We start from the raw sequence: 15,123 nt of genomic DNA on the forward strand, positions 1-15,123 counted from the left end.
ACAGACATGGCGAAAGAAATGGTGGCATTGTCCAAGAACAACATTCTGGTACAAGCTTCCCAATCCATGCTGTCCCAAGCAAACTCTTCGCCACAAGGCGTACTGTCCCTGCTTCGTTAATAGTTTGTATAATTGTGTTGAATTTTGTAAAAGACCCTGCATTGAGCAGGGTCTTTTTGCTTATTTTGTATTTCTTGTCTAAAGAAAGCCATGATCTGACCGATATATATACTAACAGATGAATACGCGTAACCATTATAAATTACACATAACCAATCCTTATAAAAGGGGGCTAACCAATGAGTTCTATTAACTCTTCTGGCACACCGGGCGGATTTGTACCGCTATCCGGGCCAGTGCCAATCATCAAAAAGGATAATACAGAGGCGCTACAGCCTGATCTGGTAAGTGAACTGGCTTCGCAGCTTCAGGTTAACCAACTGCCTGCCAAAAATCCTGAAGAAGCTATCAAAGAATTGCAAAAAACTATTAATGCCATTCAGGGTCCTCAGAAATCTTTAGAAGTGTCTGTTCATGAGGAAACTCATGCCATCATGATTAAAGTGAAAAATAAAGAAACCGGGGAAATTATTCGTGAAGCTCCACCGGAAAAAGTACTGGATGCAGTGGCCAAACTTATGGAAGTCACTGGATTGATTGTTGATAAGAAAGTATAGGGGGCTATTCACATGGTAACAAGAATTACAGGATTCTCAAGTGGTCTGGATATTGATTCTATTGTCAAAAAGTTGATGACGGCAGAAAAGGCACCGCTTGATAAAATGAATCAGCAGCAGCAAACGCTCCAATGGAAGCGCGAAAGTTACCGCGAATCCAGTACCAAAATGGTATCCTTTTTACAAAATAAATTGGATACTCTTAGTCGTACTGCTTCCATCAATGCGCAGTCTGCTACTGTGACTGGAAACACGGATGCATTAACTGCCAAAGCTGCTTCCTCTGCAAGCGGCGGTGTAATGGATATTACCGTCAATAAGCTGGCTACAGCATCTTCAGCTACTTCCAGTGGCTGGACATCTACAGCAAGCAGCACTTCACTTTCCACGCTTTTTGGTGGAACTGCTCCAAGCAGTGTAACGATTGGAGCAGCAAGCATTACAATTGATGCTGGAGAAACTATTGATTCCTTTATCAATAAAATTAATAATAACACCAAAACAGGTGTGACTGCGATCTATGATGAAGCATCTGGGTTGTCCTTAACAAATAAAGCTACAGGTGCTCAGGCTATGAATGTTAGTAGCGATGTAAGTACGGCATTTAAACTCACCTCTAATCCAGGCGTTAATGCTGAGCTGACGGTTAATGGTCTATCCATGACAAAAACGTCGAATAATTTCTCTATAAATGGTGTGGAAATTTCTCTAAAAAAAGCAGGTGGTGCTTCTACTCATATTGAGGTCGTCAAGGATGTTGACGCGCTGGTAGCGAACGTGCAATCTTTTGTGGATGCATACAATGATGTATTGTCTACCTACAACAATAAGCTGAGTGAAGAACGTTACAGTAAATATGCGCCGCTGACGACTGAACAGCGTTCTGGAATGAGTGATGAGGAAGCCAAACTGTGGACAGACAAAGCCAAAAGCGGGATGCTCAAAAATGACAGTATACTGCAAGAAACAGTCTCCAGCATGCGTAATGCAATGGTTCAGGGAGTAGACGTAGGTAACAAGGATGCTCAAGGAAATCCACTGCCAATGACAATGTCTGATCTTGGTATTACAACAGGAGGATATGAGACCAAAGGCAAGTTGATTCTGGATGCAGATAAATTGCGTGCAGCAATTGATAAGGATCCGGATGTGGTATCCAAATTTTTTGGTACACGGGATGCAAGTACCCAGCTGACCAATAATTATACCCAGCAGGATGGAATTATTGCTAAACTTAAAAAAGTCGGTAATGTTTCATTGCAAAGAATGGCAGAGACTGCCGGTACGTCACGCGTTAGTTCTGATCTGACATCCACTTTTATCGCTAATAGTACGATCGGAGAACAACTGAATAGTTTGGACCGTCGTGTTAGTGATATGACTGCCCGTCTGAATCGATTGGAAACCAATTACTATAAGAAATTTACTGCAATGGAAACTGCTATTAATAAATATAACAGTACATCATCAAGCCTGGCCGGCATGTGATAACCCAAGGAGGGACATAAATTGATTAAATCACCATATCAGAAATACCAGCAAACTCAAGCACAAACGGCCTCTAAACCCAAATTGCTTATTATGCTGTATGATGGAGCCATTCGCTTTGTACGTGCAGGCATTGAAGGTATTGAAGAACGTGATTATGGCAAAGCCAATACCAATCTTTGTAAAGCACAGGCAATTGTTCATGAACTGGTCTCTGCATTAAACTTTGATTATCCAATTGCGAATGATCTGGTTACTATTTATGATTACAGTCTTCGCTTGCTGATTGAAGCTAATGTGAAAAAAGATGCTGCACCTGCACGTGAAGTATTGGAGCATTTGTCCGAACTGAGAGAAGCCTGGGTAGAAGCAAGTAAAATGCAAATAGCTGTTGGTGAAGTATAATGCCAGCTGAAATCATACAATCTTTGCTGAACCAGATGAATGAACTGACTACAGAAGCTCTTCATCAACTGCATGAAATGACAGAGGAACAGTTCGAGGACTTTGCGACAAAGCGTGAGCTTCTTACACAGAAGCTTGAAGGGTACCGTAATGATATTACAGACGGACATCGTGTTCAGATTGCAACGCTGCTTGATAGTGATCCAATTATTCTGCAGCGGATGACTTTTCTCAAAGATGAGGCTGGCAAGTGGCTGGAGCGCAAAGGGACAGTACGTACACAGCAAAATGCCTACCAGCATGCTTATGTCGGAGATAGTCTGTTCGTTGATCACCGCAAGTAAACATGAAAATTCAGCTGTATTTTGGAGAACCTCATCCGGATTAAGGATGAGGTTTTGTTATTTATTTTGTGAAATAAGAGTATTCATTTCATAAATGCGCAAACCGATATAATATGTAATAAATACTTTATAGAATGGTGGTATTTTTTTGTCACATTTACAGGCAAATACACAGATACTGCAGGCACGTTTTCCTCATGCTTTCAACAAGGTGATGGAAATGAAAAGGCAGAATGCTTCTATAGATTCAAATCATGATTTTAAGGAAGCGTTCGAACGGGATCATAATTGGCTTAAAGCTGTTGAAGGATTAATGGGAGAATGCAAGATTGTGTTTGTATATGGATTCGAAAGGGGACTTAGTGTAGCGGACTTATTGGAATTGTATCCGGATCGTTGGTTGTTTATCTATGAGCCGGACGAGCGATTGTTTTATAAAGCAGTACAGGAATATGATCTGCGTCCATTATTGCAGCATCCCAATTTATACTTTTTCTCGCTGGGCAGTTCACAGCTGAAAATGTTGTTTCATATGGTATGCAGTTATATGCAGCAGGAAATGGTGTTTGTTGCTCAGCGTAAGTATCTGGAGAGTGAAGATGGAAAATTGGAAGAAATCCGGAAACAATTCGATGATTATCGCAGCAGCTTTTACTCCAACAAGCATACAGAACATTTTTTCCGTGAAGATTGGACACGCAACTATTTGTATCATCTGGCTGAAGGATTAACATCTCCTTTTATTGAGGAAATGGTGTATACCTGTAAAGATACAACGGCCATTGTAGTCTCATCAGGTCCTTCTTTGCAGGAAGATATTGAATGGGTTCGTAAGCTTCATCCGCATACTCTGGTCATTGCGGTAGGTTCCAGCATTCAAGCGCTTGTCAAACACGGAATCAAACCGCATGTAGCAGTAATTATGGATGGACATCCGGTCAATAACAAAATCTTTTCTACACCCGAGACACTTAGTGCTCCACTAGTATATACGAGCTCATCCTATCATGAAATTTCGGAGCGAAAAAAAGATGAAAAAATTTATGGAATTATGAAGAATGATGAGTTATCTCAATATTTTCTGGGTCTAAACCAAGAAGATGTGTTAATGATTCCAACTGCGACGGTAGCAGGGAATGGGATACAGGTAGCAGCTATTTTGGGTGCCAAGCGTATTTTGCTGGCAGGGCAGGATTTATCTTTCCCTAACAATCAGTTTTATACGGATGGAGTTGCTCACTTTGCAAGTGAAACCACCGATCAAAAGGTGCAAAGGGCAACCCAAACTGTACTCAATGTAAAAGGCGGATACAATGCGACAGAAGACAGCTTCCTGTTTATGAAAGACGCATTGGAAGGCCTGATTGCATCCTTACCGGAAATCCAGTTTGTAAATACAACTCGTCATGGCGCAGCGATTGAAGGGGCTCCTTTCCAGCCGATTGATACTTTTTATGAAGAGTTGAAACAGGAGTCGGTAGATCCGAATGTAATCTCCAATTGGTTGAAAGAAAATAACCATCAGGTCAATATGGAGCGTGCGGAACAATTGAAGCAGCGTATGGAAAATTATGTGTATGATCTTACCCAGGTCCAGATGGAAGTAAAGTTGGTCGAAAAACAGCTGGGCAAAGTACGTGAACTCAGTCGTACCAAGCCGGTTAAAGCGCAAAAAACGATTGAGGAAGTCGAAAGATTATGGGGGATCATTGCGAATCGTCCTTGGTTCGCACCGGTATTGGAGACGATTATTCCTTTGGAGGTGGCCCGCTTTGATCAGGTGCTGCCAAGTGTTGTAACAGAGCAGACTATAACGAAAAAAGCCGATTTGATTCATGAACATCTAGGCAAGTTATTAAAGGATATGACCAATATAATTCCAACGATAGAAAAAATGGTGCTCGAGTCGATTTCCCGTATTGATCATATTATGAATTCCAATATGGAGATCGGGTAAGTATATTTTTTATAAACCTACTCAGATTCATAGCTATGTAAAATACGGTCCCACGGAGGTAGCCTATGTTCAAGGATAAAGTAGTGCTTATTACAGGAGGTACAGGATCTATCGGGAGTGAAATTGTTAGAAATATTCTCTCTCACCGCCCGAAAGCTGTACGGATTTACAGCAGGGATGAAAGCAAGCAGTTTGCCTTGCAGCATGAATTAAAAGAATACGATAATGTTCGCTATCTGATTGGAGATATTCGTGATCAGAAACGGTTGAATTATGCGATGGAGGATGTGAACTATATCTTCCATGCAGCTGCTCTCAAACATGTACCTGCCTGTGAGTACAATCCGATGGAAGCTGTTAAAACAAATGTGATGGGTGTCCAAAATATTATTGAAAGTGCGATTGAAAACCATGTTGAAAAAGTTATAGCGATCAGTACGGATAAGGTTGTTAATCCTACCAATACGATGGGAGCGACCAAGCTCCTTTCTGAGAAGCTGATTTCTGCAGCCAACCTGTATAAAGGAAGTCGTGGCACTGTATTTGCATGTGTACGCTTCGGCAATGTTATGGGTTCGCGTGGATCTGTAATTCCACTGTTTCGTGATCAGATTGCCAAGGGACAGCCATTGACCATCACACACAAAGAGATGACCCGTTTTATGATGTCCATTCCTCAAGCAGCCCAGCTGGTTATTGATGCAGCTCAGTATTCGCAGGGGGGAGAAGTATTTGTGCTTAAAATGCCGATTCTTAAAATCTCAGATCTGGCACAGTGTCTGATTGAATCTTATGAAAAAGCAGCCCGACGCCCGTATGCGGGTAAAGTTATAGAATCCGGTATCCGTCCAGGAGAAAAACTGTATGAAGAGCTTATGACGCTGGATGAATCAGAACGTGCGCTGGAAAGTGAAAGTATGTATCTGATTCCCTCTCCATTTAATCCGGTCAATCAGGTATATGAAGGATTCAGTAAAGCCAAGCATCAGGAATATTCGTCCCATACTGCTCCCCAGTTATTTATGCCGGAAATCCGTGAATTGATTGAAAGAAATAACTTGGGATTTGAGAAAGGAATGCTAATATGATTCGAGAAGCAGGATGTCTGGCTATCATTCCTGCACGAGGCGGATCCAAAGGACTGCCAGGTAAGAACGTTGCAATGCTGGGTGGCAAACCGATGATTCAGCATACAATCGAAGCTGCTCTAAACAGTGAATGTGTGGCAGAAGTGGTTGTATCGACAGATAGTACTAAAATTGCAGAAGTATCCCTTCATGCAGGCGCTGCGGTTCCTTTTATACGTCCGGCGGAACTGGCTACAGATGAAGCAAAAAGTATCGATGTACTTATTCATGCGGTGCATTATTATGAACAGGAGCAGCAGCGCTCCTTTGAATATATTATGCTACTGCAGCCGACTTCACCACTTCGTACAACAAAAGATATTGAACAGGCTTTTTCCATTTTTCAGAATCATCAGGCAGATTCTCTGCAAAGTGTAACTTCTTCTCATACTCATCCTTACTTGCTACGGACGTTCACGAATGAACAGTTAAAACCTTATTTGAAAGAGGAATCTTCTCATTTGCGCAGACAGGAACTTCAGGATATTTATGTACTGAACGGAGCCATTTATATTATGAATCGCAGCTTATTGATGGATCGGTATCGTATTGTTGGCGAGCATAATTGCGGTTATGTTATGCCAAAGGAACGTTCGATTGATATTGATAATGAGCTGGATCTGAAGTTTGCTCAGTTGATCTGGGACGAATACAATAATTAAATTCATTATTCTACTCGGGAGATGTATTTTAGTTTACTAATACGGAGGTGTAATGATGTCAGTAAGCAGCCTTTTTTCGGATGAACGTACTCCAGTCTATATTATTGCCGAGATAGGTGTAAATCATAATGGCTCTCTGGAGCGGGCTATGCAATGCATAGATGCGGCGGTTGCATGCGGAGCCAACGCTGTTAAGTTTCAGACTTTTAAAAGTGAAAAGCTGGTCACTCAACAGGCGCAAAAAGCGGATTACCAGAATAAAAATACAGCCTCCACGGAAAGCCAGTTGGACATGCTCAAAAAACTGGAATTGCGTTTTGAGGATTTTGTAACGTTAAAAGATTATTGTGCAGAGAAGTCAATTGATTTCATGTCCACTCCATTTGATGATGAGAGCGCTGAATTTCTTGACTCTATTAAAGTTGATGCGTTTAAAATCGGATCAGGTGATATGAATAACATCCCGTTTCTGCAAAAAATTAATCAATATCGGCGGCCGGTTCTGCTGTCGACTGGAATGTCTGAACTGGATGAAATTCGTGAGCCACTGACAGCACTTGAGAACTGTCCGGTGATTCTGCTGCATTGTACTTCTGATTATCCAGCGCCGTTGGAAGATGTTAATTTGAGAGCTATTCGTACTATGGCGTACACTTATGGAAAAATCATCGGATACTCTGACCATACGGAAGGAATTGAAGTGACAGTAGCAGCGGTAGCACTGGGTGCACGTGTGATCGAGAAGCATTTTACACTGGATCGCAATCTGCCTGGACCTGATCATAAGGCTTCTCTGGAACCAAAACAGTTTGCTGCACTCGTAAAAGCTGTACGCGGTATTGAACAAGCGCTTGGAGACGGAGTAAAACGCTGCATGCCGTCAGAAAAAAACACCAAAGCTGTGGCGCGTAAAAGTTTGGTGCTGACAGTAGATAAGCATGCTGGAGACATACTGACCGAAGCCGATATATCGGTAAAGCGTCCAGGAACGGGAATTGAACCGAAATTTTATAGTCAATTTATTGGCAAGACATTGACCAGAAATCTGAAACAAGACCAAATGCTGACCTGGGAAGATATCCAATGATCAAAATACTTGTTATCACAGGGACCCGGGCGGATTATGGCATTTATTACCCTATTCTCAAAGCGATTGAACAAACAGAAAATATGGAGCTGAATCTCCTGGTGACCGGGATGCATTTGTCCCCACAGTACGGCTATACAATTGATCATATCCGGAAAGATGGATTTACGATTGCTGCACAGGTGGATTGTTTACTGCAAGGATCTACTCATGCAAATATGGCAAAATCTGTAGGGCTTGCTTTGATGGGAATGACGCAGGCTTTTGAAATGATTATGCCAGATCGAGTACTTATTCTGGGAGATCGCGGAGAAATGCTGGCTGCTGCAATTGCGGCTTCGCATATGAACATACCGTTATTCCATCTGCATGGTGGAGAAGTATCGGGTACCATTGATGAATCAGTCCGTCATGCAATCAGTAAGCTGGCTCATATTCATCTTGTAGCAACAGAGGGGAGCAGACAGCGTCTGCTGCGTATGGGGGAAGATGACTGGCGTATTCACGTAGTGGGTGCACCAAGAATTGAGACAATGATAAATACAGTTCTGCCTGAGCTGAATGAAGTAAAACATAGATATGGACTGGATGCGGTCCAGGAATACATTATATTCATCTATCATCCGGTAACGACAGAACAGGCTGATCAATTGGAACTTGCACGAATGCTGAAAGTACTGCTGAATACTGGAAGAGATATCGTCTGTGTAATGCCCAATGCAGATGCAGGTACAGAAACGATTATGCAAGTATATGAACCGATGCTGGTACATTCCAATTTTCATCCGATCACAAGCTTTGGGCAGCTGGATTATCTGACCATGTTAAAAGGGGCAGCAGTATTGGCTGGTAATTCATCGTCAGGCATCATTGAAGCGGCATCCTTTCATATACCTGTCATTAATATCGGCAGCCGTCAAGGAGCAAGGGAACGTTCCGCCAATGTAATCGATATTGCAGCAAGGGCGGATGATCTAAGCCAGGCTTTATCGAAGGCTCTGTCTAATCCTTTCCGTGAGCTTGTTCGTTCCGAAAAGAATGTATATGAACAGCCGGGTACAAGTGACCGTGTAGTGAGCTGTTTACAAACCTATGACAAATCAGAAAAGCTGATCCAGAAAGTGATTACTTATTAAGGGGTGCAGGCAGCAGATGGATTATATTCTCTATGGAGCTGGTGGGCATGCCAAAGTGATCGTTGATATTGTTCGGGCACAGGGCGGGCATATTATCGGATTAATGGATGATCATCAAACCGGTGAATGGCAGGGCATACCCATACTGGGTGGTATGAATAAGATGCCACAGATTCTGGCCGGGTATCCAGAAGCATTATGGCTGATAGCAATCGGTGATAACCGTGTGCGTAGAATGCTTACCGAACAGCTAGGTCGTTTTAATGTGCGCTGGGGTACAGCCATTCATCCAGATGTAATTATTGGTTCCGGCACCGTAATTGGAGAGGGAAGTGTGCTAATGCCACGTGTGGTAATAAACACAGATACTGTTATTGGTAAGCATGTCATTATTAATACTGCTGCGACTGTGGATCATGATAATCGGATTGCCGATTACGTACATTTGTCGCCAGGCGTACATACTGCTGGCAATGTCACTATTGATAAAGGCAGTCACATTGGTATTGCAGCGAGTCTAATCCCTGGTGTCAGTGTAGGATGCTACAGTATAATCGGCGCTTCTGCTTGTGTGGTGTACGATATTCCTGATCAGGTGCTGGCAGTAGGCTGTCCCGCAAAAATCATTAGAAATTTAGAGTAAAGGGTGAGCAGCAATGTCTGAACGTTCCCGGATTTATCTCTCTTCTCCGCATATGAGCGGACTGGAACAACAGTATATTACGGAAGCATTTGATACAAATTGGATCGCTCCGCTCGGGAAAAATGTTGATATGTTTGAAACGGAAATTGCACAGTATACCGGGACTCAAGGTGCGGTAGCATTAAGCTCAGGTACAGCAGCAATTCATTTGGCATTGATTCTGCTGGGGATTGGCAGAGAAGATATTGTATTTTGTTCGTCATTAACCTTTGTAGCGAGTGCAAATCCAATTCTTTATGAAGGAGCTAGACCGGTATTTATTGACTCGGAGCCAGAGAGCTGGAATATGTCTCCGCAGGCTCTGGAACGTGCATTAAAGGATTATGTCCAACGTGGTCAAAAACCTAAAGCAGTCATCATCGTCAATCTGTATGGACAGAGCGCCAATTATACTAAATTAAAGGCACTTTGTGATGAGTATGATGTTCCGATTGTTGAAGATGCAGCTGAATCGCTGGGTGCTACTTACGAAGAACAGATGAGTGGTACAATTGGCGAATTCGGGATTTTTTCTTTTAATGGTAATAAGATTATTACAACTTCCGGCGGAGGTATGCTGGTATCCAACAATATCGCTGCTCTGGAAAAAGCGAGATTTTATGCAACCCAGGCCCGTGACCAGGCACGATATTATCAGCATAGTGAAGTAGGTTACAACTACCGATTGAGCAATGTTTTGGCTGGTATTGGAAGAGGTCAACTTCAGATTCTGGATCAGCGGGTTAAGCAGAAGCGGGCTATCTTTGAACAGTATCAACATGAGCTGGCTGAAATACAGGGAGTAAGCTTTATGCCAGAGGCTGATTATGGTCGTGCGACCCGCTGGCTTACGGCTATGCTGATTCATCCGGCCATGCTATCCGTATCAGTGACCGATATTATTGTTCATTTGGACCAATTTAATATTGAATCACGTCCGGTCTGGAAACCGCTCCATCTCCAGCCATTATTTAAAGAAGCCAAGTACTATCGTCATACCGAAGAGCAGGATGTCAGCAGTGAATTATTTGAGCATGGGATATGTCTGCCATCGGATACCAATATGAATGCGGAATCACAGGCATTTGTAATTGAAAAGTTAAAAGAAGTACTTTGCTAAAAGCACTTCTTTATGGCAATATTATCAACCTCAGGGGAAAAGAAAAGAGTGAGGGAAATGAAAATATATACGTTGCAAAATCGTATCCGCGCAAAAAAAGAGCTGGCTTCTATTATAGAAAAGTTGGAAGGAAGCGAACTGGATTTAATAGGAAAAATAGATTTTTTTGAGACGAAGATTAAAGATGTGAAGAATAACGAAGAGGTTGAATACGAAATTCTGCTCGATTTTTTGGGGACAACTACAATTCATAATCCAGTAATGGAGTTCTATCTGAATACTTTCTTGTGGCAGGAAACATCAGAAGCAAAGTATTTTCAAAATATGCTCGTTTATATGGAATCTCACGAATTTACATGGGAGCAACTTTCTTATCTGTACTGGCAGCTGATTTATAAAAGTTTTGTGATTCCCGAATTAAATACACAGGCAACTCAAATTGAAATCAGACGTTTGTATCAAAAGTTGTTTGAATTTTTAAATGTTATGATTAAAGATGAAACAGTGAAGATTGATAAACAAGAACGTAACTCCCAGCTTGTTTTTATTATTACCAATCAGCTGCTTAGCTTGCAGCATGCTCCCACACAAGTAGCGTTGAATTTCTGTAATACAATTATCAGACATATGAATAAAAATGTGGTTTTGATTAATACAGCGGATTTGCCGCGCCGCTACAATTACCCCTTTTATGCTTCTATCAATGCCAATTACATTAGTAACTACAATAATTTGGAAAGTATTATGTACAAAGATACGCCTATTCCTTTTTATCAATTTAGAGAGCCGATGCCATCGATGGACGAAATCAGTGGGATTATTCAAATGGTCAGAGACGAGAAGCCGGAGCTGATTATTTCGATAGGCGGTTCCAATATAACTGCCGACCTATGTTCCAACTTTGTTCCGGTGCTGGCTGTCCCTCTGAGTGCTGATCTGCCGATTGCAGAGTCTGATTTTCTTGCTCTGCTTCGACCATTTACTGCAGAAGATGAGCCGATATTGGAAGTGTCCAAACAATCCCGCATCAATGTCATAACGTCTGAGTTATATTATGAAACTCCGGTACAACATACTGCTTCAACTCTAATTCGTGCGGATTTAAATATTTCTTCTTCGGATATTGTAGGGATTATCGTCGGTAATCGCTTGAATGAAGAGATCAATAATGATTTTTTGCGGCAGCTTGATGAAATGTTGGATGTTGAGCCGCATTTTCGGGTGCTAATTGTCGGAAATTATGATACTCAGCAGACACAGGAACAATTTCCGGATCTGTATCGCAGAATGATAGTGCTGGGCTTCCGTGATGATCTGAATCAGATCTATGAACTGTGCGATCTATTTATCAACCCTGTTCGTGTAGGGGGTGGAACATCGGCGGCGCTGGCATTATATTATCGATTGCCCATCCTCACCATAAATTATGGTGATATTGCACAGGTAGCTGCTGTAGAAAATACTTGTAAAGATATGAGCGATTTTACATTGTTTCTGAAAAACTGGTCTAATCTCGAATTTAGACAGCAGCAGCAAAAAAAAGCGAAGGACAGGGCTGACATACTATTTGATTCAACAAGGACAATTACATCCCTTATTCAAAATGTCCTGGATCACGAAAAATTTTATTGAGTCAAATATCGAATTGGCATGCGAGTATAAGTTACTAATTACCCAATAATCCGAATGTTAGGAGCACATAATGAATAATATCCCATTTAATTTCCCGGCCTATACCGAAATGGAATATGAATATATTAAAGACGCTTTTCAAAGAGGCCATCTATCCGGAGATGGTGAATATACAAAGAAATGCTCGGCATTGCTGGAGGCATATACAGCAACATCCAGAGTGTTGCTTACCACTTCATGTACACATGCACTGGAAATGGGTGCTTTGCTGGCAGATATTCAGGAAGGCGACGAAGTCATTATGCCTTCCTATACATTTGTGTCCACTGCCAATGCCTTTGTATTACGGGGAGCATTTATAAAATTTGTGGATATTCGTCCAGACACCATGAATATGGATGAAGAACAGATTGAACAGGCTGTGACGGAACGGACAAGGGTTATTGTTCCAGTACATTATGCAGGTGTAAGCTGCGAGATGGATCGCATCAATGAACTGGCTCTACATTATAAAGTTATGATTATTGAAGATGCAGCACAAGGCATATCCGCCTCGTACAAGGGAAGAGCGCTTGGAAGCATTGGACAGCTGGGATGTTTTAGTTTTCATGAGACCAAGAATGTTCATTGCGGTGAAGGAGGCGCTTTGCTTGTTAACAATCCTTCCTTGATTCAGAATGCTGAGATCATTAGAGAAAAAGGAACAGACCGCAGCCGCTTTTTCAGGGGACAGGTTGACAAGTATTCATGGGTGGATAAAGGATCCTCTTATTTACTGAGTGATCTCAATGCAGCATTTTTATACTCTCAACTAGAAAACGTGGAGAATATCAAAAAACGCAGAATTGAGTTATGGAATACCTATTATCACCAACTGCTGAAACTGGCTCATAAAGAGCTTATTCAATTGCCGCATGTACCTTCGGAATGTGATCATAATGCGCATATGTTTTATATAAAGCTGAAAAACTTGGAACAGCGAGTCCAATTTATCAATTATATGAAAGAGCATAATATTATGTCAGTGTTTCATTATGTGCCTCTTCATACTTCACTGGCTGGCAAGAAGTTCAGTCGCTTTATTGGAGAGGATCGCTATACAACAAAAGAGAGTGAGCGGCTTGTTCGACTGCCTTTGTTTTATAACATGACGAACGAACAACAGGAGTACATTATAAGTGTTATCTATAATTATTTTTCCTAAGTAGGAAACGTAAAAAAACAATTACTGGTGAAATAGGTGATCACTTGCTAAAAATATTGGAGTGGGATTCTGCATTTTTCGGAACAACAGTTGGATCGCTTGAATGGCCCTATGCCCCAAACAGCTTGGAAATAGAAAAGTTTATAAATAACCATCATCCATCCCTTATCCAAAGTTTATGTCCGGTAAATGATGTAAATTATATTCATTATTTAGAAGTAATCGGGTTTCGACTGGCGGATGTCAAAATCACCTTCAAAACAGACTTAAAAGGCACATATATGAAAAGCGAATATGTACGCAAAGCAAAAATCAAAGATTTTACTTCTTTGCATTCAATGATGGATAACCTTTTTGAAGACAGCAGGTATTATGGATATGAAGAAGTATTTAAACATTCCCAAGCCAATGAACTGTACAGAACATGGATAGAAAGATCCATCAAAGGACAATTAGATAGTTATTGTCTGGTATATGAGCTGGCTAATCGCATAGCAGGATTTATTACAGTCAAGGAAAATGGTCGAGAAAAAGCCAGTATCGGATTAATAGGTACTCATCCCGCATTCAGAAAAATGGGAATCGCTACCACGCTTTTGAATGATGCGATGCAAAGACTGCAGGAAAAAGAGGTTCATCTTCTAAATGTATCTACACAGGGAAAGAATAACATCGCACAAAATCTGTATATAGCTAACGGTTTTCAAATGGAAAGTATTTCATTGTGGTACTATTTGGTCAATAATTCAGAAATTTTAAAATAATAAATGGATTCATTATTTTATGAAGCTGTTTATTATTATAGTGAGTATATTTATGCTAAACACATAATAAATCGATATAAAATTCCAAAGTTTTATTGTAATAAAATTACAATAAAACCTTTTCTTTTCCAATTGACATTTTCCAACCAGAGATGGTATATTCAGAAATGTAAGCGAAGCTTATTTATTTGATAACGAAGGGAATGTTATTGCATGCAAGGTAAAGTAAAATGGTTTAACGCAGAAAAAGGTTACGGCTTCATCGAGACAGAAGAAGGCGGAGACGTATTTGTACACTTTTCCGCAATCCAGTCCGAAGGTTTCAAGACGCTTGAAGAAGGCCAATCCGTAGAATTCGACATCGTCGAAGGCGCGCGTGGACCTCAAGCAGCTAACGTTATCAAATTATAATCATCCCCTGGCGTATGCCGACCTTACATAGGTAATTCTGATGGTTACATTTGAACAATTAGCTAAGGCTCCGGTAGATTCCGGGGCCTTTTTCTGTATATATTCCTTGTCGCTATCCTTTTATACGTATACCCTAATCAGGAATAAAAGTTGCTTGCCAATACCCGTTTTCCCGCCTATTCAATCGGGCCAAAACAGGTTAAGAAGAAAGCAGAACCATCTTTACCGACTGCACAATGATACGCAATATACGCACTACTGTGGAGACAAATCATTATTTCCAAGCACCCCTGTCATCCATGCCATCGCAACAATATTCCGGCTTGTAATGAGCTTGAACAGACGCTGTAGCAGTCGGTCATCCATTTGTTATCAATCACAGCTTCTTTCCTTTAACGCTCCTTTTACTTGCCGCTAACATCTATGT

The 15,123-nt window shown here is 41.2% G+C and carries 16 protein-coding genes; all 16 read left to right on the top strand.

Annotated elements, in window-relative coordinates; all coding sequences use genetic code 11:
• A partial coding sequence (locus WH45_RS23280; RefSeq protein WP_268748583.1) for a flagellin occupies nt 1-120 on the top strand: 120 nt, incomplete at its 5' end.
• A 179-nt stretch (nt 121-299) separates the two neighbouring features.
• Nucleotides 300-677, top strand: a complete 378-nt coding sequence (locus WH45_RS21120; RefSeq protein WP_046216407.1) for a flagellar protein FlaG — start codon at nt 300-302, stop codon at nt 675-677.
• 12 nt (nt 678-689) lie between these two features.
• Nucleotides 690-2,165, top strand: a complete 1,476-nt coding sequence (fliD, locus tag WH45_RS21125; protein ID WP_046216408.1) for a flagellar filament capping protein FliD — start codon at nt 690-692, stop codon at nt 2,163-2,165.
• A 21-nt stretch (nt 2,166-2,186) separates the two neighbouring features.
• Nucleotides 2,187-2,570, top strand: a complete 384-nt coding sequence (gene fliS / locus WH45_RS21130; RefSeq protein ID WP_046216409.1) for a flagellar export chaperone FliS — start codon at nt 2,187-2,189, stop codon at nt 2,568-2,570.
• Complete coding sequence (locus WH45_RS21135) at nt 2,570-2,914, top strand: hypothetical protein (protein ID WP_046216410.1); 345 nt, start codon at nt 2,570-2,572, stop codon at nt 2,912-2,914. The genes fliS and WH45_RS21135 overlap by 1 nt, the downstream gene beginning before the upstream one ends.
• A 148-nt stretch (nt 2,915-3,062) precedes the next feature.
• Nucleotides 3,063-4,871 carry a motility associated factor glycosyltransferase family protein gene (locus WH45_RS21140; protein ID WP_235338444.1) on the top strand — a complete coding sequence of 603 codons (1,809 nt, stop codon included), beginning with the start codon at nt 3,063-3,065 and terminating at the stop codon, nt 4,869-4,871.
• Between the two features lie 65 nt (nt 4,872-4,936).
• Nucleotides 4,937-5,959: a UDP-N-acetylglucosamine 4,6-dehydratase family protein gene (locus WH45_RS21145; protein ID WP_046216412.1), complete on the top strand. Its 1,023-nt coding sequence runs from the start codon at nt 4,937-4,939 to the stop codon at nt 5,957-5,959.
• Nucleotides 5,956-6,660 (top strand): acylneuraminate cytidylyltransferase family protein, encoded by a 705-nt coding sequence (locus tag WH45_RS21150; RefSeq protein WP_046216413.1) that lies wholly within the window; start codon nt 5,956-5,958, stop codon nt 6,658-6,660. The genes WH45_RS21145 and WH45_RS21150 overlap by 4 nt, the downstream gene beginning before the upstream one ends.
• A 52-nt stretch (nt 6,661-6,712) precedes the next feature.
• Nucleotides 6,713-7,747 (top strand): N-acetylneuraminate synthase, encoded by a 1,035-nt coding sequence (gene neuB / locus WH45_RS21155; RefSeq protein ID WP_046216414.1) that lies wholly within the window; start codon nt 6,713-6,715, stop codon nt 7,745-7,747.
• On the top strand, nt 7,744-8,883 hold the full coding sequence (neuC, locus tag WH45_RS21160) for a UDP-N-acetylglucosamine 2-epimerase (protein WP_046216415.1): 1,140 nt from the start codon (nt 7,744-7,746) through the stop codon (nt 8,881-8,883). The genes neuB and neuC overlap by 4 nt, the downstream gene beginning before the upstream one ends.
• A gap of 16 nt (nt 8,884-8,899) precedes the next feature.
• On the top strand, nt 8,900-9,526 hold the full coding sequence (locus WH45_RS21165) for an acetyltransferase (RefSeq protein WP_046216416.1): 627 nt from the start codon (nt 8,900-8,902) through the stop codon (nt 9,524-9,526).
• A gap of 13 nt (nt 9,527-9,539) precedes the next feature.
• Nucleotides 9,540-10,685, top strand: coding sequence for a DegT/DnrJ/EryC1/StrS family aminotransferase (locus WH45_RS21170; RefSeq protein ID WP_046216417.1), 1,146 nt, complete (start codon nt 9,540-9,542; stop codon nt 10,683-10,685).
• 57 nt (nt 10,686-10,742) lie between these two features.
• A complete protein-coding gene (locus WH45_RS21175) occupies nt 10,743-12,317 on the top strand; it encodes a glycosyltransferase (protein ID WP_046216418.1) in 1,575 nt (524 codons plus the stop codon).
• Between the two features lie 70 nt (nt 12,318-12,387).
• Nucleotides 12,388-13,521: a dTDP-4-amino-4,6-dideoxygalactose transaminase gene (rffA, locus tag WH45_RS21180; protein ID WP_046216419.1), complete on the top strand. Its 1,134-nt coding sequence runs from the start codon at nt 12,388-12,390 to the stop codon at nt 13,519-13,521.
• Between the two features lie 44 nt (nt 13,522-13,565).
• Nucleotides 13,566-14,285 (top strand): GNAT family N-acetyltransferase, encoded by a 720-nt coding sequence (locus WH45_RS21185; protein ID WP_046216420.1) that lies wholly within the window; start codon nt 13,566-13,568, stop codon nt 14,283-14,285.
• A gap of 213 nt (nt 14,286-14,498) precedes the next feature.
• On the top strand, nt 14,499-14,696 hold the full coding sequence (locus WH45_RS21190) for a cold shock domain-containing protein (RefSeq protein WP_046216421.1): 198 nt from the start codon (nt 14,499-14,501) through the stop codon (nt 14,694-14,696).
• Nucleotides 14,697-15,123: the final 427 nt, after the last annotated feature.

It is taken from the genome of Paenibacillus wulumuqiensis (assembly GCF_000971965.1).
GTDB lineage: Bacteria > Bacillota > Bacilli > Paenibacillales > Paenibacillaceae > Saccharibacillus > Saccharibacillus wulumuqiensis.

Excerpts from the sequence above, each read along its gene's own strand:
- WH45_RS21135 (WP_046216410.1), top strand. The coding sequence starts at position 2,570 with ATGCCAGCTGAAATCATACAATCTTTGCTGAACCAGATGAATGAACTG.
- WH45_RS21150 (WP_046216413.1), top strand. The coding sequence starts at position 5,956 with ATGATTCGAGAAGCAGGATGTCTGGCTATCATTCCTGCACGAGGCGGA.
- rffA (WP_046216419.1), top strand. The coding sequence starts at position 12,388 with ATGAATAATATCCCATTTAATTTCCCGGCCTATACCGAAATGGAATAT.
- WH45_RS21175 (WP_046216418.1), top strand. The coding sequence starts at position 10,743 with ATGAAAATATATACGTTGCAAAATCGTATCCGCGCAAAAAAAGAGCTG.
- WH45_RS21190 (WP_046216421.1), top strand. The coding sequence starts at position 14,499 with ATGCAAGGTAAAGTAAAATGGTTTAACGCAGAAAAAGGTTACGGCTTC.
- WH45_RS21165 (WP_046216416.1), top strand. The coding sequence starts at position 8,900 with ATGGATTATATTCTCTATGGAGCTGGTGGGCATGCCAAAGTGATCGTT.
- neuC (WP_046216415.1), top strand. The coding sequence starts at position 7,744 with ATGATCAAAATACTTGTTATCACAGGGACCCGGGCGGATTATGGCATT.
- WH45_RS21170 (WP_046216417.1), top strand. The coding sequence starts at position 9,540 with ATGTCTGAACGTTCCCGGATTTATCTCTCTTCTCCGCATATGAGCGGA.
- WH45_RS21145 (WP_046216412.1), top strand. The coding sequence starts at position 4,937 with ATGTTCAAGGATAAAGTAGTGCTTATTACAGGAGGTACAGGATCTATC.
- fliD (WP_046216408.1), top strand. The coding sequence starts at position 690 with ATGGTAACAAGAATTACAGGATTCTCAAGTGGTCTGGATATTGATTCT.
- neuB (WP_046216414.1), top strand. The coding sequence starts at position 6,713 with ATGATGTCAGTAAGCAGCCTTTTTTCGGATGAACGTACTCCAGTCTAT.
- WH45_RS21120 (WP_046216407.1), top strand. The coding sequence starts at position 300 with ATGAGTTCTATTAACTCTTCTGGCACACCGGGCGGATTTGTACCGCTA.